General features: G+C 63.7%; 16 protein-coding genes. 3 read left to right on the top strand and 13 right to left on the bottom strand.

Going from position 1 to position 19,227, the window contains the following annotated elements; translation table 11 throughout:
• Nucleotides 1-441 precede the first annotated feature (441 nt).
• Complete coding sequence (locus QRQ56_RS19460; protein ID WP_438742317.1) at nt 442-1,002, bottom strand: hypothetical protein; 561 nt, start codon at nt 1,000-1,002, stop codon at nt 442-444.
• Nucleotides 1,003-1,181: 179 nt separating this feature from the next.
• On the bottom strand, nt 1,182-2,138 hold the full coding sequence (locus QRQ56_RS19455; protein ID WP_438742316.1) for a hypothetical protein: 957 nt from the start codon (nt 2,136-2,138) through the stop codon (nt 1,182-1,184).
• Nucleotides 2,139-2,268: 130 nt separating this feature from the next.
• On the opposite strand from QRQ56_RS19455, the gene QRQ56_RS19450 reads away from it, so the two are divergent.
• The gene (locus tag QRQ56_RS19450) at nt 2,269-2,574 is read left to right on the top strand and encodes a hypothetical protein (protein ID WP_438742313.1); all 306 of its coding nucleotides are present in this window, start codon (nt 2,269-2,271) and stop codon (nt 2,572-2,574) included.
• A 134-nt stretch (nt 2,575-2,708) separates the two neighbouring features.
• Here QRQ56_RS19450 and QRQ56_RS19445 read toward each other — a convergent pair whose 3' ends face one another.
• The 7 genes from QRQ56_RS19445 to QRQ56_RS19415 all read right to left on the bottom strand — a co-directional run bounded on the left by QRQ56_RS19445 (nt 2,709) and on the right by QRQ56_RS19415 (nt 10,605).
• Nucleotides 2,709-4,106 carry a tetratricopeptide repeat protein gene (locus QRQ56_RS19445; RefSeq protein WP_438742311.1) on the bottom strand — a complete coding sequence of 466 codons (1,398 nt, stop codon included), beginning with the start codon at nt 4,104-4,106 and terminating at the stop codon, nt 2,709-2,711.
• A 314-nt stretch (nt 4,107-4,420) separates the two neighbouring features.
• Complete coding sequence (locus QRQ56_RS19440; RefSeq protein WP_438742308.1) at nt 4,421-5,170, bottom strand: phosphorylase; 750 nt, start codon at nt 5,168-5,170, stop codon at nt 4,421-4,423.
• A complete protein-coding gene (shc, locus tag QRQ56_RS19435) occupies nt 5,167-7,149 on the bottom strand; it encodes a squalene--hopene cyclase (RefSeq protein ID WP_438742307.1) in 1,983 nt (660 codons plus the stop codon). The genes QRQ56_RS19440 and shc overlap by 4 nt, the downstream gene beginning before the upstream one ends.
• Nucleotides 7,150-7,212: 63 nt before the next feature.
• Nucleotides 7,213-8,466, bottom strand: coding sequence for a hydroxysqualene dehydroxylase HpnE (hpnE, locus tag QRQ56_RS19430; RefSeq protein ID WP_438742305.1), 1,254 nt, complete (start codon nt 8,464-8,466; stop codon nt 7,213-7,215).
• Complete coding sequence (gene hpnD / locus QRQ56_RS19425; RefSeq protein WP_438742303.1) at nt 8,466-9,311, bottom strand: presqualene diphosphate synthase HpnD; 846 nt, start codon at nt 9,309-9,311, stop codon at nt 8,466-8,468. The genes hpnE and hpnD overlap by 1 nt, the downstream gene beginning before the upstream one ends.
• Nucleotides 9,301-10,185, bottom strand: a complete 885-nt coding sequence (gene hpnC / locus QRQ56_RS19420; RefSeq protein WP_438742302.1) for a squalene synthase HpnC — start codon at nt 10,183-10,185, stop codon at nt 9,301-9,303. Before hpnC ends, hpnD begins: the two co-directional genes overlap by 11 nt.
• Nucleotides 10,186-10,371: 186 nt before the next feature.
• A complete protein-coding gene (locus QRQ56_RS19415) occupies nt 10,372-10,605 on the bottom strand; it encodes a hypothetical protein (protein WP_028143219.1) in 234 nt (77 codons plus the stop codon).
• Between the two features lie 459 nt (nt 10,606-11,064).
• Here QRQ56_RS19415 and QRQ56_RS19410 point away from each other — a divergent pair, with 459 nt between their 5' ends.
• Both QRQ56_RS19410 and QRQ56_RS19405 read left to right on the top strand, forming a co-directional pair.
• Nucleotides 11,065-11,562 carry a hypothetical protein gene (locus QRQ56_RS19410; RefSeq protein ID WP_438742299.1) on the top strand — a complete coding sequence of 166 codons (498 nt, stop codon included), beginning with the start codon at nt 11,065-11,067 and terminating at the stop codon, nt 11,560-11,562.
• A 92-nt stretch (nt 11,563-11,654) separates the two neighbouring features.
• Nucleotides 11,655-12,488, top strand: coding sequence for a hypothetical protein (locus tag QRQ56_RS19405; protein ID WP_438742297.1), 834 nt, complete (start codon nt 11,655-11,657; stop codon nt 12,486-12,488).
• A 31-nt stretch (nt 12,489-12,519) separates the two neighbouring features.
• Here the strand turns inward: QRQ56_RS19405 and QRQ56_RS19400 are convergent, their stop codons facing one another.
• The 4 genes from QRQ56_RS19400 to QRQ56_RS19385 form a co-directional block, all read right to left on the bottom strand.
• Nucleotides 12,520-14,886 (bottom strand): efflux RND transporter permease subunit, encoded by a 2,367-nt coding sequence (locus QRQ56_RS19400; RefSeq protein ID WP_438742296.1) that lies wholly within the window; start codon nt 14,884-14,886, stop codon nt 12,520-12,522.
• Between the two features lie 201 nt (nt 14,887-15,087).
• Nucleotides 15,088-15,873: an ethanolamine ammonia-lyase subunit EutC gene (eutC, locus tag QRQ56_RS19395; RefSeq protein WP_438742295.1), complete on the bottom strand. Its 786-nt coding sequence runs from the start codon at nt 15,871-15,873 to the stop codon at nt 15,088-15,090.
• Nucleotides 15,870-17,456 (bottom strand): B12-binding domain-containing radical SAM protein, encoded by a 1,587-nt coding sequence (locus QRQ56_RS19390; protein ID WP_438742294.1) that lies wholly within the window; start codon nt 17,454-17,456, stop codon nt 15,870-15,872. Before QRQ56_RS19390 ends, eutC begins: the two co-directional genes overlap by 4 nt.
• A gap of 145 nt (nt 17,457-17,601) precedes the next feature.
• Complete coding sequence (locus QRQ56_RS19385) at nt 17,602-18,984, bottom strand: ethanolamine ammonia-lyase subunit EutB (protein ID WP_438742293.1); 1,383 nt, start codon at nt 18,982-18,984, stop codon at nt 17,602-17,604.
• Nucleotides 18,985-19,227: the final 243 nt, after the last annotated feature.

The following is a 19,227-nucleotide window of genomic DNA, read 5'->3' as shown; positions in this document are numbered from 1 at the left end:
GCGTCCACCGCACCCCGACCCGCATCTCGTGACGATCGCGAAGCGCCCCTCTGGCAGGGCCGGGATGAGCGTCATATGCCACAAATCCGAAATTCGGGAAAGTGGAATATTTTTGTGGGAAGGGGTTGACGGGTGCTGGGGTGTTTTGCCCGACGCCTCGCGTGGCGCCAGCCCGTGGGATCGCCACATCGAGCTTTGGTAACTATCCAGCCGATTGGCGTGCGATAGCGCAGACGACGATTACGGAGAGCAGTGATCGGGATGCGATGGGCTTCGCAAGCGTCAACCCATCCTGCGAATTCCATCGCTGACGCAGATGAGCGAGCCGGCTCTGGGGAGACAGAGCCTCGCAAAACTAACCGAGAGCTTGGGTGAGACCGTTGCCAACGTTTCGCAAGGCTTCAACTCATTCTACGAGCTAGGGCTGGACCGATTCACTTTCTAAACCATTGCTCTGCGGGTGGCTGCGATCCCTTTTCGAAGACGTCGCTTGCGATTGCCGCTCAATTTGTGATCCAATTCGTCTCCGAGCATTATCTCTTCGATGACACTGAGAGCGACGTTCAAAATGCGTGGCAATCCGGCGCGTTCAATTGACCAACTCTTGGGTTGAAAATGAGCGAAATTGTTTCGAAGAATCGCATGCAATTTTTTGACGTCTTGCAGCTCGGTGTCTGAGAGCGCGAGCGAATTTCCGGTGGCGCGATTCCTGCAACGATCCAGCAACTCGTCAAACTCGGCTAAGCGCTCATTCGGATAAGGCCCTGAACGACTTTCGTGCCACGCGAGAACCTTTTTGGCGGACTTTTTATCCAAGACGCCGATGCCATTCGTACCCGTGAGAAGGCAAACCATGGCACCTTGCAGCCCATTTTGGGCGCCAATGATGAGCCATTTCCAGTACGAGGGATTTGCTTTGGCCAACGGAGCCATTATCGCAAGTAGATCGATCGATGTTAGGACATCCTCGACTTCATCATAGCGGATGTAGTGCTTGCTCATATTTGATCCAATAGTCGCCCCCAAGCCGTTCGTAACGCTTCCAGAGTTACAGTGACAGCGCCCTAACGACGGGAGAACTCTTAGCGAATCTCGCCGTTGTACGGCCACGCGATGATGGGTATCCCCTCCCTCACCCCGCCTACAAGCTAGACCTGCGGACCACCGACCGACTGCCAAGCTTATTGTATCGCGCCCAAAACCTTCTTGCCTACCTTCTTAATCGTCTTCAACATCACCTTGCCGCCGATCAATGCACCGACGACGGATAGTGCTGTCGGCGTGTTCGCGCCCATCAACGCCAGAACGCTCGCCGAGGAAACAAATAAGGCGGACTTGGCTGTAGTCGTAAGCAAACTGCCGTGGCGTTCTTCCCACCATTCGTGAAGGTCGTCCCTAAATGTTTTGACTGATTTGACGACATCTTTCTCGGGTGCCTTCCCCTTTGTGAAAGCTGCGGCGAGTTCCCGGATCCTCTCAAGCTCGATTTTCATTTTCTCCAGATCGAAAATGTCCTTTGCATTTTTTGCCTTTGCGTCGTCGGAGTTTGGCCGTTCACCGCCGAGCGTCTCCAGCTTCTCTTCGATCTGCAGAATGAGGCCGGAGATGGCGAGCATGATCTCCTTCTCGTTCGCCTGGAACGCTTTGCCGATCCTCGTGACGGCCATTTCTCTCTTCGGCTTTGGAGCCGCGAGCAAGGCCTTGAGCTGCCTCAAGTCCAGCACACGGAAGCGCCGGTCGTTGCGCGGTCTCCTCCGCATCGGCACGGCGATCATATGGGGACCAACGTGCCAATACTCATCAAAGTCCGGCGGCCGTTCGGGCGACCTATCGATGTGGTATCGGAGACCATCATAGGCTCGCTTGATTGAGCCCGGATTGACCTCATTAGTGCAGTCGATGATGTACCGGCGCTCTTGCTCGAGATCGACGCGAGTTACCAAGAGATCGCCGGGCCGAGTGTTTCCACCGCCGGGCAATCGAATTGCTTTCCAATTCTGCGTGCTGTTGAAGAGCGTGAGAACGTCGCGCTCAAACGCTGCCTTTTCCGTGCGATCCCTTCGGCCAATCTTTTCAAGAGTTGATGAAAACTCCCGTGCCGACAACTCGTCAGAGAGTCGCTGCGTCTTTTTCGCCATTTCCCGGCCTCCCGAATTAGGTGAAATACACACACAGAGCGGAAAATTGGCAATCCCCACTATCCACAAACCGAATCGGAGACGAATCGCATAGTGTCTAACGGCTGTGAGTTAATTGGGGGGATGCGATATGCCCTTTTTGATTCTCTTAATGCTTGCGTTCGCATCTGTGTTACACGGCTTCGGAGCCGCAGCGGACGGTGTTTCACATGTAATAGACTCACTTTCGAATGCCGGGTTTTTTCAGTGGCTCGGCAGCATCGAGTGGTCGGCCATGTTCAAATGGTTTCGTTCTGCGCAGATGGCGCCTCAACTCCCATTCGAAAATGAAGCTCTGCACAATGAATTCCAGCGATTTATGGATATGCAGTTTCAGATCGGCGAACTCAAACGCCAGATGCTGACCATGCCTGCGCTACCAACCGAGGGGTTCTAGCCCGTAGGATGCATGGGGCGTTACGAAACCCATATTACGTGTTGCGCGACCGGGCTCCGTCCTCGTTTCGTCGTTACGTGGAGCTTGGCAACCATAGAGCCGGTCCGGCGACGGTCGGAAGGATGACGGCAGCGTTATAATCGTCGTGCGCTCGGTGGATGTGGGCTCGCCGCCGAGCCTGCCGGGAGCACGATGAGGGTGGACCTGTCATGGCCGAGAAGGAGATCCACGACCGATCCCGCTTCGACGGGCATCGGCTTCGGCAAGACGTGGAGCACCTGCAGCCAGCCGCCGTCATGATAGTCGTCCGGATGGTTGGTGAAGACGATATCGTCCATCAAGTCGACATGCATCCATTGAACGACGCCGACGGCGGTTCCGGAAGCGATCACGGGGATCGAGACGGCCCGCAGCTCCGGCTCATGCGCGGCAGCCGTCAAATCCAGCGATGCGATCTCGAAATCGTTCGAAAGCCTCGTCCATTCCGTCATCGTTCCATGGATGGGAAGACGCAGCGGCGCGAGACTGTTGAACCGCGAGACGTCGAAACCGGACGCCATTTCGACATGGCCGTAGGCGGTGAGCGTTTCGCTTGCCACAAGGCAGCCAATGGCCCTTGCAGCTTTTGGAATGACGATCGCATCTTCCGCAATCAGCCGGCGCCGCGCATCTTCAAACGTGCTCAACACATCCTCAGCCAGGAGATCGCTGGACAGGATCTCGGAGATCAGGATGTCGGCCCTGGTCGGAATATCCTCGCCGACGGAAAGCGTCGCCGAGGATCTGCCGATAACCTTGATCTGCTCGCCATATCCGTTGTCGGCGACGATCTCCTGCGCAACGCGCGTTATGGTCGGAACCGTCTCGCAGGTGACGATGTTGGTGGCGCCTTCGCGCGCCGCCATCATCGACAGCAGACCGCTGCCCGTGCCGATGTCGAGGACTTGCGCGCTCGAGCCACGTATCGCCAGCGCCCGGCGTATCGCCCGTTCGAAACAGTCGTTGCGCCGCGTGTCGTTCATCATGGGGATGTGCCAGAAGGGAACGACAGCGGACGACAACCGGCGCAGCTGGTGGTAGGCGTTCACATTGTCAGGCTGGAGCTGAAGCACTCGGCCGAACTCGACGATCGCTTCATCCTTTCGGCCGCTATCGGCCAGTGCGACGGCGAGATTGTTGCGGATGAGCGCATCGTCGGGAGCGAGGCCGGCCGCGATTTCAAAACAGCTCAGCGCCTCGGTCAAACGCCCGGTCCTGTAGAGCAGCCCACCCTTCGCAGCCAAGGCATTGAGGTGATGCGGCTCCATCGAAAGCAGCGTGTCCCAGTAATAGATGGCGCGGTCGATATGCCCGCGATTCGCAACGACGATCGCAAGGAGCGGGAGAACATCGGTGCTGCGATAATCGTCCAGCAACACCTCCAGATAGTGCTGCTCGGCGCGCTCCCAATTGCCGGCGCCATGGAATTGCATTCCCCGTTCGAGCGAAACCCGCGCCGAATCCGGAGGCTCTCCAACGGTCTGTTTGCTCATCCCAACTCCGCATGCAGTCTCAATCGACCAGGAAGCGGACTGAACCCGGCCGGTCTCGCTGCAAGCGAGAGCGTTGCTCGGGTGCAGTTCACATACGCGAGACGAGCATTCCCAGAGATCTCTACGGTGGCCATGCGGGAAGCGTTACGGTCGCTGGAAATGATTCGTCGTGAGTGAGCGGTCGCGTCGATGTCTAAGCCGTTTCGCGGCTTCACTCCATCGGCCAAGCATCAAAGAAAAGGCCCGATCAAAGAAAAGGCCCGGACGCCAATGGCGACCAGGCCTTTCGCATTTGTTCAGTCCGACGAACCGGCTCAAGCCGCCTTCGACACCAGCGCTTCGCTCTCGATCAGCTCCGTGCCGATCAGATAATCCCGGCAGCCGCGCAAGCTCCGCAGCGCGCGGTTGAAGTCGATGCCGGTCGAGACCAGCGCGTGCAGCGTTGCCGGATTGCGCACGATGCCGCGCAGGACGGCGGCGAGGTCGATCTGGCCGTTCGGCTTGATCGCGGCGCGGGCGAGCGCCGGCAGCGCGCGGTGGGCGGGGTCGCTGATGACGCGGACCGCGGCAAAGGGCAGACCGGCTTCAGTGGCGTAGGCGGCCGCGATGTGGCTTTCCATGTCGACGGCCGACGCGCCCGTCTCGGAGTGCAGCGCGGCCTTGCAGGAGCTCTTGGTGACCACTTCCTCGGCACCGGCGAGGCTGCCGCGCACCACGCGGCGGCGGCCCGAGGTCAGGCGGTCGATCAGATCGTCACCGAGCGAGAGGCCCGCGGCCCACCTGGTGTCGCCGTCGAGCACCTCGGTCGCCAGCACGACGTCGCCGGAGCGCAGCGTCGGGTCGAGCCCGCCGGCCACGCCGAACGAGATCACGCCGCGAATCGTGGCGGGATCCACCACGGTCAAAAGCGCCCGCAGCTGGGTCGGGCTGCTGGATGAGCAGATCACGGCCATGCCCGGCCCGGCCGCGATGCGGGCCTCCTGCACCAGTCCGGTCACAATCAAGATCGGCCGCGGATCGATGGCGTTACCCGCGGAAAAATAGTCCCCCGTCCCCAAAGTCACATTCCGACCCCTACCACCCTGCTGTTGGTGTTCCGCAAGTTCCGATACCGCGCCAGTGCCCACAGCGGAAAGAACTTTGGGTAACCATGATACCGCAGATAGAACACGCGGGGGAAGCCTGTGGCGGTGTACCGCTGCTCGTCCCACAGTCCTTTTTTGTTTTGTGTTGCAATCAGGTACTCCACCCCGCGGGCGACGGCCGGGTGATCAACCTCGCCTGCCGCCATCAGGGCAAGCAAGGCCCATGCCGTTTGCGAGGCGGTCGAGGGGGCAGCCTCCCATCCCCGGTAGTCCAGCCGGTAGCTGACCGCGTCCTCGCCCCAGCCGCCGTCTTGGTTCTGGATCGAGGCCAGCCAGTCTGCCGCCTTCCGAATCATGGGGTCGTCGTGGCGGACGCCGGCCATGTTGAGGGCGCAGAGCACCGACCAGGTTCCATAGATGAAGTTCATGCCCCAGCGGCCGTACCAGGACCCCTCTTGGTGCTGGGTCTTGCGGAGATATTCCACGCCGTCGGCGACGTGCTTGCTGGTCTTGGCGGTCTCGCCGAGCTGGGCCAGCATCGAGATGCAGCGCGCGGTGACGTCCTCGGTCGGCGGATCCAGCAGCGCGCCGTGGTCCGAGAACGGGATGTTGTTGAGGTAATATTCGAGATTGTTGACGTCGAAGGCGGCCCAGCCGCCGTCGTCGCTCTGCATGCCCTCGATCCACTCCCGGCCGCGGGCGATCGCCGCGTCATAGCCGGTGGCGCCGTGCTCACGGCGCATGCGGTCCATCGACATCACCACCACGGCGGTGTCGTCGAGGTCGGGGTAATGCGCGTTGTTGTACTGGAAGGCCCAGCCGCCCGGGCGCACGTCGGGCCGCTTCACCGCCCAGTCGCCCTTCACCTCGAGCTCCTGCCGCGGGATCAGCCAGTCGAGGCCCTGCTTGGCCGCCGGCACCGCCTTGTCGCCGCCGGCTTCCAGCAGCGCATGCGCGGTCAGCGTCGTGTCCCACACCGGCGAGACGCAGGGCTGGCAATAGGCCTCGTCCTCGTGGATCACCAGCAGCTTGTCGATGCCACGGCGCGTGATCGCGCGCGGCGGGAAGCTCTCGTCCTTGCCGAGCGCGTCGTACATCATAACGATGTTGGCCATGGGCGGATAGATCGCGCCCATGCCGTCCTCGCCGTTGAGACGCTCCTCGGTGAAGGCGAGCGCGGCATCGATCGCGCGCTTGCGCAAGGCCTTCGGAAACATCGGCTCGACCACGCGCAGGATCGCGTCGAGCGCGCGGAACAGCAGGAACCAGGCCATGCTCTGGTGCGGCGCCTTCGCCGTCATGCGGATCGAGCGCGGGTCCTGCAGAAACAGCTCGTCGATACCGACGCCCTTCGGATTCCTGGCGCGCGGCTTCAGCGCCGCGAGCACCATCAGCGGCACCATGGTGGTGCGCGCCCAATAGGAGATCTTGTTGAGGTGGAACGGCGACCAAAACGGCAGCAGCACGATCTCGATCGGCAGCACCGGCACCGCACGCCAGGTCACGACGCCGTACATCGCCAGCAGAAAGCGCGTGAAGACGTTGCTGTTGACGGCGCCGCCGCGCGCATGGATCGCCTCGCGCGCACGCACCATGTGCGGTGCATCGATGCTGTCGCCGATCATCTTCAGCGCGAAATAGGCTTTCACGCTGGCGCTCATGTCGAACTCGCCGTCATGCACCAGCGGCCAGCCGCCATGGGCGCCCTGGATGCGGCGCAGATAATTGGCGATCTTGGCCTCGAGCGCGACATCGACGGGCTCGGCGAGATAATGGCGCAGGAGGACGTATTCCGCGGGAATCGTGCAATCGGCCTCGAGCTCGAACACCCAATGGCCGTCCGCCTGCTGGACGTCGATGACGCCCTGCGTCGCCGACGCAATGCTCGATTCCAGGAGGCCCGGTTGCAAGGTCCCTGGTTGAAGGGCTTCGCGGCTGCTCGCGTTCACCGAATCCATCTCGCTCGATTGCTCCGATAGTCGATTTGAAATTGTCCGGGACGCTTGCCCGTCAGGGCCGCCTTATCTTTTGGCGGCCAGAACCAGATCGGCAGCGCGGTCACCCGACCGGACCGATCCCTCGATGGTTGCAGGCAATCCCGTAGCAGTCCAATCCCCCGCGAGGAACAGGTTTTTCAGCGCGGTGACCGGCCCTGGACGCAGGGCATTCTGGGCCGGCGTTGCCGCAAATGTGGCACGGCGCTCGCGCACGATCTGCCAAGGGGGCAATTCGCCGGAGACCCCGCCCGCCTTGCAGACGTCGTTCCAGATCGCCTGCGCGAGTTCCTCGCGCGGCATGTCGACGAGACGGTCGCTGTTGCTGATGGTGACGGACAGCCGGTTCGGGAACGCGAACAGCCACTCCACCACGCCGCCGATCACGCCGAGGATCGGCGCCGAGCCCGGCGGCGGTGTGATGCGGAAATGCGCGTTCACGATGGCACGGAATTCGGTCGGCGCCTTCAGGCCCGGCAGCAGGCTCGTCGCCGCGCGCGGCGGAACCGCCATCACGACCACGTCGCCCTCACCGAGCTGGATCACATCCTCGCCGCCGAAATTGAGCGCGGCCGCCTTGCCGTCGCTGGTCGCGAACGAGCGCAACTCGTGGCCGAGCTGAACCGTGTGGCCCCGGGCCTCCAGGAACTTCACCGCCGGCTCGATCAGCACGGCGCTGAGGCCGTCGCGCGCGATCAGGGGACGGCAGGCCTGTCCGCCCGCGAGCAACGTCTCGCGCACGATGGCGCCGGCGAGCCCGGCCGAACCCTCGGGCGGATCGACGTTGAGCGCGGCGAGCAGCAGCGGCTGCACCAGGCGCTGATAGAGGATGCCTTCGGTCGGAATGGACTTGCCGACCAGCGTCTCTTCCGACGCCCAGATCAGCGGGGCCAGCTTGAGATAGTCGGTGAGACCGGTGTCGGGCACGCGGCGGCTCTCGTCGAGCACCCAGGTCGGCAGCCGGCCGGTGCCGAGATCGATTTGCCAGCGCTGTCCGGTCTTGAGGTCGACGAAGGGAAACTGCGCGCTGTCAGGGCCGACGAGGCCGGCCTCGGTGCCGATCGAACGCGCATAGGCACGCGCGTGGCTGTTGCCCGACAGCAGCAGATGATTGCCGTTGTCGATGGTCAGATTGGTGGCGCCGTCGAAATAGGACCGGCAGCGGCCGCCGGTCTGCTGCGTCGCCTCGTGCACGGCGACCTTGTAGCCGGCATTGGCGAGCCGCACGGCGGCGGAGAGGCCGGAAATTCCAGCACCGATGATGTGAGCTGTCTTTTGCATCAGATGAAAGCGTAACGGAGCAGGATCAGGATGCGTGTGATCTTCGACACACGCACGGGCTCGCGCGGCGCGTTGAAGCCGCGCGCGATCAGGAGGTCCAGAATGGAATGGTAGTATTTCGACATGATCCGCGGCGCGCGCACGGTGCGGCGCTTGTTGCGGTTCATGATCTCGTCCGACTTCTCGAAATGCGCCTTCGCCCGCTGCGTCAGCGGCAGGCAGACCTTCGGCAGCGCGCGCTCGGTGATCACGCGGTTCGGATCATCGGAGGTGATGCCGGCATGCAGCAGCGCCTCGCGCGGCAGATAGAGCCGGCCGAGGCCGGCGTCCTCGTCGATGTCGCGCAGGATGTTGGTGAGCTGAAGCGCGCGGCCGAGGTGATAGGCGAGCTGGATGCCGTCCTCTTCCGGCAGGCCGAACACCCGCACCGACAGCCGCCCCACGGCGCTGGCGACGCGATCGCAATACAGATCCAGCGTCGCCATGTCGGGCGCGCGGATGTCCTGCGGCACGTCCATCTCCATGCCGTCGACGATGGCGAGGAAGTCCTCGCGCTTGAGGCCGAAGGTCTTGACCGAGGCGACGTAGTCCTTCAGCCGCGGCGGCGGATTGCCCTGATAGAGCGCGTCGATGTCGTTGCGCCACTCTTGGAGCGCGGCGAGCCGCTCATCGCGCGGTCCATCGGAATCGGCGATGTCGTCGACCTGGCGGCAGAAGCTGTAGATCTGGAACATCGCTTCGCGCTGGTCATGCGGCAGGATGCGCATCGCGGCGTAGAACGAGCTGCCGGATGCGGTCGAGCCGTAATTGGCATTGGCGCCGGGCGCTGTCGCCTCAAGCGTCATGGGCGGTCCCCGGTCTGGAAATGGCCTTGCGTCCAAGCGCGCGGCGTCCGGCCTCGCCCAGCATTCCGGCAAGGCTGAAGACGAGCAGCTCGAACTTGTTCAGATGCACCCGCTCGCGCAGGGGATCGCGCACCTTCAAGAGGCGCACGATGCGGTCGGCATAGGCCTGGATCACCGCGACGTCGATGCCGAGACGGGCATCCCGGATCTCCGCGGCCAGCGACCTGCCCTCGTCGAGCAGCGCTTCGTTGCGCACGGCAAGCCCTTGCAGGCAGGCCAGCATCGCCGGCGGCGACTGTGCAAGGCCGAGCTGCTCGACCGAGGCGCCGTGCGCCGCCAGCGCATCGCGCGGCAGGTAGACGCGGTTGAGCTCGCGGAAATCCTTGCCGCAATCCTGAAGGTGGTTGTTGATTTGCAGGCCGGCGCAGAGCGCATCCGACGCGGCCCAGGTCGAGGTGCTCTCGCCATGGACGTCGAGCATGAAGCGGCCGACCGGCATCGCCGAGTAACGGCAATAGTGGATCACCTCGTCCCAATTCTCGTAGCGCAGCTTAGTCACGTCCATGCGGAACGCGATCAGCACGTCGAGCGCATGACGCGGCGCCATGCCGCGCTCGGCGAGCGCGCGGCGCAGATTGACGGCCTCGGCCTGGGTGTCGCCCGTGCCGAGCAGTTCAGCCTCGAGCAGATCGAGATAAGCGAGCTTCTGGTCGGGCGGGAGCGTCGCGTGGTCGGCGATGTCGTCGGCGGTGCGGACGAAATTGTAATAGGCCAGGATCAGGCCGCGATGACGCGGATGAATGATCCAGGACGCGACGGGAAAATTCTCGTCGCGGTCACCCTTACCGGATCGCAATTCGCTCGCAGAGGTCATCGAGGGCTGGCTTACAATCGTTTGGACAGAAAGGGCTTCTTCGCTCGCGGGCTCATGCCGGCGATCAGCCGCGGCCCCCATATAGGGGAATACGGCCGCAAAACCAATCCTGTCTGGCGATGGCTGCCCTTGCGCAGATCGGACCCGAAAAGGCGGCCCTCAAGGCCGCCTTTTCGGGCCAATGGCTTACTGATTGTGGGTCTTCAGGACCTGGTCGCAGGCCTGCGAGATCTTGGCCCGGTTCTCCTTGAGGCAGGCCAGGATGGTGAAATCGCCCTGGTCGATGACCGGACGGCAGAACTTCTGCACATCGCGCGTGCAGGCCTTCTGCTCGGCATCCGTGCCACGCCCTGCCTGGGCGAATGCCGCGGTCGAAAGCGATGCCGACAGCAGGGTGAGAGCGACGAGAAGCTTACGCATTGTATTCCTTCATTCTGGCGGCAGAATCGCACCGGCCCCGGACCGCACGGGACGGACGACCGGAACGGATTGATCTGATGGCAAGGCGCCGCGGGAGGTGCGGCTCAGAGAAGGCACAAGCACTGGCAAATGCGGCCAAATTGGCGCCGCGCCCACCAAATCAGGTCTTCCCTCAACCCTCATTGACAGATGTAAGGGCTTGATACTACGTCATAATTCAGACAACACGCGTTTTACTGCAGACCTGTTGCAGAGCTGCATCTGTCCGCCCCGCATTTCCCGCCAGAAACATGCCGAAACGCGGCAAATCAGCGGATCCAGTCCTGGCGCGAGACGTTGTGAACCGCCATCTCTGGCAGCCTGGCTTTGAACCTGACACGGGCTCGGAGCACTAAACTTTCGATGTGGCGAGACGTTCTCATGCGTAAGCGGGCGTCGTTCCAAAACGGGATATTTAAGATGACATTCTTTGGGCGATCTGGACTGGCAATCAAGGCGGCCGGCATCGGGGCGGCGCTGCTCTTCTCGGTTTCGGCGAGCCAGGCTCAGTCCTCCGGCCCGTTTGCCGGTTTCGACGGCGCGTGGACCGGCACCGGCACGGTGTCGCTCTCCGACGGCTCCACCGAGCGCATTCGCTGCAAGGCCGACTACAAGGTCGCCGGCAGCGGGCTCAATTTGAAGCAGGCACTGCACTGCGCCTCCGACAGCTACAAGTTCGACCTCACCAGCGACGTGACGAGCCAGGGCGAGCGCATCTCCGGCAATTGGAGCGAGTCCAGCCGCAACATCTTCGGCAACCTGCAGGGCACCGCCGGCGGCGGCCAGATCGACGTGTTCGTCGAGGCCAACGGCTTTGCCGCCAACCTCTCGCTGCGCACCAACGGCAGCAAGCAGACCGTGCAGATTTCTTCCAAGGGCGAGATCCGCGGCGTCAACATCACCATGACGAAGAGCTGATCCTCTCTTCTGAGCCATGAGACATACGGCCCCCGGTTCTCGCGAGCCGGGGGCTTTTTGCTGGCACGTACTCACCCCGAAACGGACGTGAGATGGACCCGATACGCAGACATCTGCTCAAGGCCGCCGGGCTCTTCATGGCCACGCGCGCATTCGCCAATGATCAACAGGGAGCGAACATGCAGCCTCCACAGGTGAAGCCGCGTCACGTGCTCTGCTTTCTCGGCAAGGACGACGGCCTGCTGCGGCCGCCGAAAGCGGTGGCGAAGACGATTGCCGATTTCGGCTTCGAGATCGACCGCACCTATTCGCAAGCAAAACCGGATCCGAACATGGAGCGGTCGTTCGGCGTCTGCTGGGACCGTGTCTTCCCGAAAGCGTGGTCCGCGTCGGACGAAGCGGCGGTCGCGAGCCACAAGGCGGTGCTCTACGTGCTGAGCCCGCGGATGGATCAGGACAAGACAGCCGCCGGCTCGGCCGCCGCGCTGCAGATCGTGGACGAGATGTTCGACGCGGGCGCGGTCGCCGCCAAGGGAGAAAGCGCCGGCGTCGCCCATGGCCTTGCAAGATGGCGCAGTCTCGCCGATCAGGCGCGCAAGGGGGCGACAACCGACCAGGGCCTTCGCATGACGCCCGCCGTAACCAAGGCCTGTCGTCTTGCCTTCGCCAAGCGCCCGCTCGGCGGCGATGTCTATTACGAAAGCGTCGGATACCACCTCGTCGGCCTGCCGGAGGTCTATGTCGCGAAATCGCGTGGCAACGATCGGTCCGCGGTGATGTTGATGGACGAGATCGCCGACGCCATGGCGGAGCGCGGCATCGAGGCGACGTTGCGTGAGCGCAAGCTCACGCTCTCGCGCGAGCAGGACTACGCCGAGGACGACTTCAAGTTCAATCCGTACGGGATCGTTCGCGTCGAGGCGTGAGTGCGAGGCGGCGTCTGCCGCCCCGCCCCGCTCAGATCGCGGGCTTGTCCGTCCCCTGCAGCTTGCCGTGCAGGTTGATCAGCCACATCGCCGTCGGCCTGAGGATGAAGAGGTCCGCGACCAGCGCCATCACCATCGAGAAGGCGCTGAGCCAGCCGAACAGCCGCAGCGACGGCAGGTCGGAGAACACGGTGACGACGAGGCCGCAGGCCAGCACCACCGTGGTCAGGATCAGCGCCGGGCCGACCAGCACCGTCGCCCGCTCCACCGCCAGCGCCGAGCCGACGCCCGGCTTGCTCTCGAGCCGGAGGCGGTTGAGGAAGTGGATGGTGGCGCTGAGGCCGAGGCCGAACGAGACGGTGAGCGCGACGACGCTGGCGAATTGCAGCCCCTCGCCCATCGCCCACAGCACCGTGCCCGACATCACCACCGGGAAGATGCCCGGCAGGATGCAGGCGAACATCACCACCCAGGAACGGAAGGCAAGGCCGATGAAGATCGCAACCAGCGCGAATTCGACGGTGAGGCCGCGGTTCAGTTTCTCGATCATGCTGGCCGAGTTGCGCGCCGCAATGGCCGCCAGGCCCGTCACCGCGATCTCGTAGCCGGGATGCTTGTTGCGGACGGCGTTGAGCTCGCTATCGAGCTTGTCGACGATCGGCAGGAGCTGGCTGGAATCCTTGTCGGGCACGCGGCCGGCCACCACGACCGCGTCCTGCTCGGCGTCGATGAAGCGCCGCACGAGATGCTCGGGAATGACGCTGACATATTCCTTCAGCGTCGCGACGTCGGCGCTGCCGGCCTTCTCCGCCAGCCAGCGACGCAGGGTCTCGACCGACCAGACATTGCCGACACCGGCCGCCTTCTCCACGGTCGCATGCACGTCCGCGATGGTCTGCAGCGTCTCCGTCGAATACAGCGATTCACCCTTGGGGAATGCGATCAGCACGTTGACCGGATTGGCGCCGGTGAGCTTGGCGTCGAGCCGGTCGCTGGCGGCGACCGCCTGGCGCTTGTCCGGCACCTGGTCGGCGAGCCGGTAGCGCGGCTCCAGATTGGCGTAGATGACGCCGAGGGCGCCGACGAACACCACGGCGATCAGGCTGAACAGGCCGGGCCGGCCCACCATGCGCACCGCGATCCAGTAGCAGAAATTGCGCAGCGCCTGGACGCCGGCATCGGCGCTCTGGAACTTGACCGCGAACGTCTTCTCGTTGCGCACCAGGAGCACGCCGAACACCGGCACCAGCGACAGCACCGCGACCAGCGCGATGATGGTGGCGGCAAGGCCCGCCTCGCCGAACTTGCGGATCAGGTCGGAGTCCGAGAACTGCAGCGCGATGAAGGAAATGCCGGCGGTGCCGTGCGTCAGCACGCAAGCCGGGCCGACCACCAGCACCGCGTTCTTGAACGCGGTGTACTTGTCCTGCCCAGCGATCAGGCGGTCACGCGCGGCAAAGGTGAGCTGCATCGAGTCTGAAAAGCTGATCACCATGATGAGCGGCGTCATCACGTTCAGGAACATGTTGAGATTGAAATTGGCCCAGCCGAGCGCACCCAGCGCCAGCAAGATCGCGATCATCGGCGGGAACGCCGCCGCGACCATGAACGAGACCTTGCGGAAGAAGATGATGGCGATGACGCAGCCGGCGAGAATGCCAAGGATGTTGTAGGTCAGCCCGTCGCGCTCGACGGCATTGCGGATCTCGAGCTGCATCACCGGCACGCCGGAAAGCTGCACGTTGAGCCCGGTTTCGCCGAGATCCTCCTTCATCAGCGCACGGATGTCGGCGACGGTCTTTGTCAGCTTGCTGGAGGCAACGACCTCCGGATCGAGCGACAGCACGATCAGCGCCAGCGTGCCGTCTTCCGACAGCAGCTTGCCGCGGATGATCTCGTTGTTTTTGACGGTCTCGATGAACTTGTTATAGGCGTCGCCTTCGGGCAGCTCGGCCGGGAACAGCGCGGCCGGCAGCTTGCCCGGCGCCGGCGCCTGGCGCGCCGAGAACAGCGAGACCAGCCCGCGCGTACCCTCGACCAGCTGCATGTCGGTGACGAAGTCGCGCAGCTTCTCGAGATTGTTCCGCGCCAGCAGATTCTTGCCCTCGACCACGACGAGGACGTCGAATTCCTCTGCCGGGAACTTCTTCGTCACCTCTTCGTACTGCTTGAATTCACGGGTGTCGGAACGAAACAGCTGCGACAGCGAATCGTCGATCTTGATTCGATGGATGCCGAACACCGCCCCGACGATCAGCGCGAGCAGGACAAGGCACGAGACGATCGGGGCCCGGACGGCGATCAGCCCGAGACGTTCCAGCCCGAAGGCGATCGAGGACGCCGGTCCCTGCTCGACCTTGTCGACATGAACCTCATTCTCGCTGTGCTTTTCGAGCATGCCTTGTCCAGTTCCTAAATCGGCTTGAGAGCTTGTTGCGCCCCGCGAACGGCTTGAAAACGCCATACCAATGGGAGGCTTGCCCCTTGAAAATGCGCGGAAAATCGCCGGCTGCGGTTTAGCAGGTCAATCACCCTTCTCGCAAGCAGGCGAAGTGTGGGCAAATCGATCAAGATGCGGCGATTTCGGGTCCGGCCACCGTCATCCGGCCGGGAATGTGCCAATTCGACGCGGCGCGCGGTCTGCGCTCTCGTCCTTGAGCGCCACGCCGCTGATCTGGCGCGCCAGCCCCTCGCGGACCAGCCAGGCGATCTTGAAGGCGGCCTCGTCATAGCCGAGCCCTGAGTGGTGGATGTTGGACACGCAATTGCGCTCGGCATCGGTGCGGCCCGGCTGCGGCGCGAAGGTCAGGTAGGCTCCGAGACTGTCCGGTGCCGACAGGCCCGGCCGCTCGCCGATCAGCGTCACGACCATGCGCGCGCCGAGAATGGCGCCGATCTCGTCGCCGAGCGCAACGCGCGCGCCTGAGGCGACGACGACATGGCCAAGCGCGACAGCATCGCCTTCAGCAAGCAGCGGCAGCAGGTGCCGCACCAGGGCCACCGCATGGGCGTGGACCGCTGCCGCCGACAAGCCGTCGCCGATCACGAGCGCAAGCTGGCGCGGCACAGCGGCTTCTCGCGCCAGACTGGCGGCCGCGCCGGGATCGAGCCGCCGTCCCAGATCCGGCCGCCGCAGATAGTCCCTGCGGTCCGCCGCCTGGCTGCGCACCTCGGTGACGGCAAGTCCGAGCGCGCGGAGATCGGCGAGCAGACGCGGCGCATCGAAGGCGGCATGCACCGCATCGCGGGCGCGGGCGTGATCGAGCGTGAAATCAAGCAGCGCATTGGTCGGCACGCTTGCACCGCTGCGCCCGAGCGCGACGCGCGCGGGCGTGAGCGACCGCAGGTCGAGGGTCGGTCGAGCCGGAACGGGCTGGTCGCTCATTCGGCGGGAACGGCGGCCTCGCGCAGCCGGATCGAGTAGTTCGAGGCGTTCTGCCTGCCGCTCGAGGCCGCGCGCGCAAAGGTGATGAGGTGGTGCGCGATCAGGGTGCAGCCGATCAGGCCTTCGAGATCGCCGCGCTTGATGCGCCCCAGCGCGAACTTCCAGAACACGCGCCTGTAGTCGCCGAGCACGCCAACCTTCCAGAAGATGTTGCGCAGCATGACGAGGCCACGTCGGATGTTGGGCCAGGTCTTCATCTCGTCCGGCACCGGCATCTTGAGGCGGTGCACATAGACGTTGTCGCACTGGTACTGGAAGCGCGCGTAGACCCTCTCGGGCTCGTAGGCGACGCCCATGGCGTGCTTCCAGGATGCGACGACCTCGTCATAGGGCAACAGGAAGTCGACGTTGGAATCGCGGCCCTCGTCCTCGACCAGGCGCCCCTCGCGCTCCAGCCGGTCCCACAGCGGCGTCTTCGGCAGCGCCTGAAGCAGGTTGATCGTGAGCAGCGGAATCCGGGACTCCTCGACGAAGGCGAGCAGCGCCTCCGACGTGTTCGGCTTGTCGGTGTCGAGCCCCATGATGATGCCCGAAACAACCTCCATGCCGTAGGAGTTGATGGTTTGCACGCCCTCCAGGATCGGGACCATCATGTTGTGGTCCTTCTGCATCGCCTTCAGCGCGTCGGGGTCCGGCGTCTCGATGCCGCAGAAGATGGTGATGAAATAGGCCTCGCGCATCTTCTCGAGGATCTCGGGCCGCTTGGCGATGTTGAGCGTCGCCTCGCAGGCGAGCCGCACCACGTAGCCGGTCCGCTTCTGCCATTCGATCAGATGCGGCAACAGGTCCATCGCCGCCTTGCGGTTGCCGATGAAATTGTCGTCGACGAAATAGACAGTGTCGGTCATGCCGCATTCACGCAGGCGGTCGAGCTCGGCGATGATCTGCTGCGGCGTCTTGATGCGCGGGTTGCGGCCGTAGAGGCCGGGGATGTCGCAGAACTCGCACTGATAGGGACAGCCCGAGGAATACTGGATGCTGCCGAGGAAGTATTTCTTCACGTCGGCGAGCTCGTAGGCCGGAATCGGAAACTCCGTCATCGACACGCGGTCCTTGGTGGTCAGCACCACCTGGGCCTCGGGACGCGCCGTATCGCGCGACAGGATCTCGATCAACTGGTTGGTGGCGTCGCCGAGCTCGCCGACATGGAGATAGTCGAACGAGGGATAGTAGTCCGGACAGGCGCTGACGGAGGGGCCGCCGAGCGCGACGGCCAGGTCGAATTCATGCGCGCGGCGGCAGATGTCGTTCATCTGCTGGCGCTGGATATGCATGCCACTGACGAAGACCGCCTCGGCCCATTCGAACTCTTCCCTGGTCGCGCGGCGAAGGTTCTCGTCGACGAATTTGACCTGCCAATCCTGAGGCAGATAGGCGGAGATCAGCAGCAGGCCCTGCGGCGGCATGAAGGCGCTGACACCGTCGGTCAGGGGATAGGAATGCTCGAAGGTCCCGAACGAGGATGTATAGCGCGGAAACACGCAGAGAATCCGCCGGGACGTTCCGTTACTTGCAGCTCGCATCTAAGCTCCCCCGCCACGCTCGACCTGGTTGCGGAAATTGCCAGCCAGACACATAGCGTAATGCTGCCGCCGGAATTTCTCAATATTGTGGCGGAAGCATAATCCCGAGGGCGGCAAATGGTTTCCCGAGAGGAGCCCTGCTCGCTCAGGCGATCAGCCGGGAGGCAAAATCGGGCAGCAGGCCTGCATCGCCGGCAATCCGGAAATCGGCGCCCGTGATGCCCGACCGCGCCAGCCAATCGTCGAATTCCGGCGCGCGGCGCAAGCCGAAGACGTCGCGGACATAAAGCGCGTCGTGAAAAGACGTCGACTGGTAGTTCAGCATGACGTCGTCCGCGCCGGGGACGCCCATGATGAAGGTGACGCCGGCGGCGGCAAGTAGCGTCAGCAGATTGTCCATGTCGTCCTGGTCCGCTTCGGCATGGTTGGTGTAGCAGATATCGATCCCGAGCGGCAGGCCGAGCAATTTGCCGCAGAAATGATCCTCCAGCCCGGCGCGGATGATTTCCTTGCCGTCGTAGAGATATTCCGGGCCGATGAAGCCGACCACGCTGTTGACCAGCAGCGGGGCGAAGGCGCGGGCAACCGCATAGGCGCGCGCCTCGCAGGTCTGCTGGTCGACGCCGTGATGAGCGCCCGCCGACAGCGCCGAGCCCTGGCCGGTCTCGAAATACATCACGTTCTGCCCGACGGTGCCGCGCCGCAGCGACAGCCCGGCCTCGTGCGCCTCCTTCAGAAGCGCAAGGTCGATGCCGAAGCTGCGGTTGGCGGCCTCGGTGCCGGCAACCGACTGGAAGACGAGATCGACCGGCACGCCCTGCCCGATCAGCGACAGCGTCGTCGTGACATGGGTCAGCACGCACCCTTGAGTCGGGATCTTCAGCCGCGCGACGATCTCGTCGAGCAGCCGCAACAATTGCGCGATGACGGCCGGATCGTCGCTTGCGGGATTGATGCCTATGCAGGCATCGCCGGCCCCGAGCAGGATGCCGTCGAGGATCGAGGCGGTGATGCCCCGGGCATCGTCGAACGGATGGTTGGGCTGCAGCCGCGTGCTCATCCGCCCCTTCAGGCCGATGGTGTTGCGGAAGGCGGTGGTGACCTCGCATTTCCGCGCCGCCAGGATCAGATCCTGGTTGCGCATCAGCTTCGAGACGGCGGCGGTCATTTCCGGCGTGAGGCCGGGCGCGAGCGACTTCAAAACCGCCGGCGTCGCGGCATCCGACAGCAGCCAGTCGCGAAAGCCGCCGACCGTCAGCGAGGCCACCGGCGCGAAGGCCCTGGCGTCATGGCTGTCCATGACGAGGCGGGTGACCTCGTCGGCCTCATAGGGGATGACGGCTTCCTGCAGAAATTGGCTGAGCGGAACGTCGGCGAGCGCCATCCGCGCCGCGATCATCTGCTCGGCGGTGTCGGCGGCGATCCCGGCCAGCCGGTCGCCGGAGCGCGGCGGCGTCGCCTTGGCAAGGAGATCGCGCAAATCCTGGAAAATGTGGGTCGTGGCGTCGATGCTGTGGCGGTAGGCCAAGGCCCTCTCCGGGGTTCGTCGGCCGCTGGCTGAGTCCAGATCTCGGCGGCGGCCCGGTATCAGGAAATACGCGCCTTGCGGCCGGCATGCACGCCGATGTTGGGGGCAGTCCGGAACTTTCCCGTGGCGATCTGCCGGAAACCGATAAGCCCACCGCAAATCACTGGGAAAACTCACGTTTTCGCTGCGCCGCGGCAAGTTCCGCCGCACGGCACGTTAACGCCGCGTCCATCTTCGTTCTGC

It is taken from the genome of Bradyrhizobium sp. U531, assembly GCF_051710265.1.
Lineage (GTDB): Bacteria > Pseudomonadota > Alphaproteobacteria > Rhizobiales > Xanthobacteraceae > Bradyrhizobium.
Note: the sequence above shows the minus strand (reverse complement) of the source record. Positions and strands in the feature narration are given on the sequence as shown.

What these genes read in the sequence shown, in the direction of transcription:
- QRQ56_RS19460 (WP_438742317.1), bottom strand. Translation starts at nt 1,002, where the DNA reads ATGAGCAAGCACTACATCCGCTATGATGAAGTCGAGGATGTCCTAACA.
- QRQ56_RS19455 (WP_438742316.1), bottom strand. Translation starts at nt 2,138, where the DNA reads ATGGCGAAAAAGACGCAGCGACTCTCTGACGAGTTGTCGGCACGGGAG.
- QRQ56_RS19450 (WP_438742313.1), top strand. Translation starts at nt 2,269, where the DNA reads ATGCCCTTTTTGATTCTCTTAATGCTTGCGTTCGCATCTGTGTTACAC.
- QRQ56_RS19445 (WP_438742311.1), bottom strand. Translation starts at nt 4,106, where the DNA reads ATGAGCAAACAGACCGTTGGAGAGCCTCCGGATTCGGCGCGGGTTTCG.
- shc (WP_438742307.1), bottom strand. Translation starts at nt 7,149, where the DNA reads ATGGATTCGGTGAACGCGAGCAGCCGCGAAGCCCTTCAACCAGGGACC.
- hpnE (WP_438742305.1), bottom strand. Translation starts at nt 8,466, where the DNA reads ATGCAAAAGACAGCTCACATCATCGGTGCTGGAATTTCCGGCCTCTCC.
- hpnD (WP_438742303.1), bottom strand. Translation starts at nt 9,311, where the DNA reads ATGACGCTTGAGGCGACAGCGCCCGGCGCCAATGCCAATTACGGCTCG.
- hpnC (WP_438742302.1), bottom strand. Translation starts at nt 10,185, where the DNA reads ATGACCTCTGCGAGCGAATTGCGATCCGGTAAGGGTGACCGCGACGAG.
- QRQ56_RS19415 (WP_028143219.1), bottom strand. Translation starts at nt 10,605, where the DNA reads ATGCGTAAGCTTCTCGTCGCTCTCACCCTGCTGTCGGCATCGCTTTCG.
- QRQ56_RS19410 (WP_438742299.1), top strand. Translation starts at nt 11,065, where the DNA reads ATGACATTCTTTGGGCGATCTGGACTGGCAATCAAGGCGGCCGGCATC.
- QRQ56_RS19405 (WP_438742297.1), top strand. Translation starts at nt 11,655, where the DNA reads ATGGACCCGATACGCAGACATCTGCTCAAGGCCGCCGGGCTCTTCATG.
- QRQ56_RS19400 (WP_438742296.1), bottom strand. Translation starts at nt 14,886, where the DNA reads ATGCTCGAAAAGCACAGCGAGAATGAGGTTCATGTCGACAAGGTCGAG.
- eutC (WP_438742295.1), bottom strand. Translation starts at nt 15,873, where the DNA reads ATGAGCGACCAGCCCGTTCCGGCTCGACCGACCCTCGACCTGCGGTCG.
- QRQ56_RS19390 (WP_438742294.1), bottom strand. Translation starts at nt 17,456, where the DNA reads ATGCGAGCTGCAAGTAACGGAACGTCCCGGCGGATTCTCTGCGTGTTT.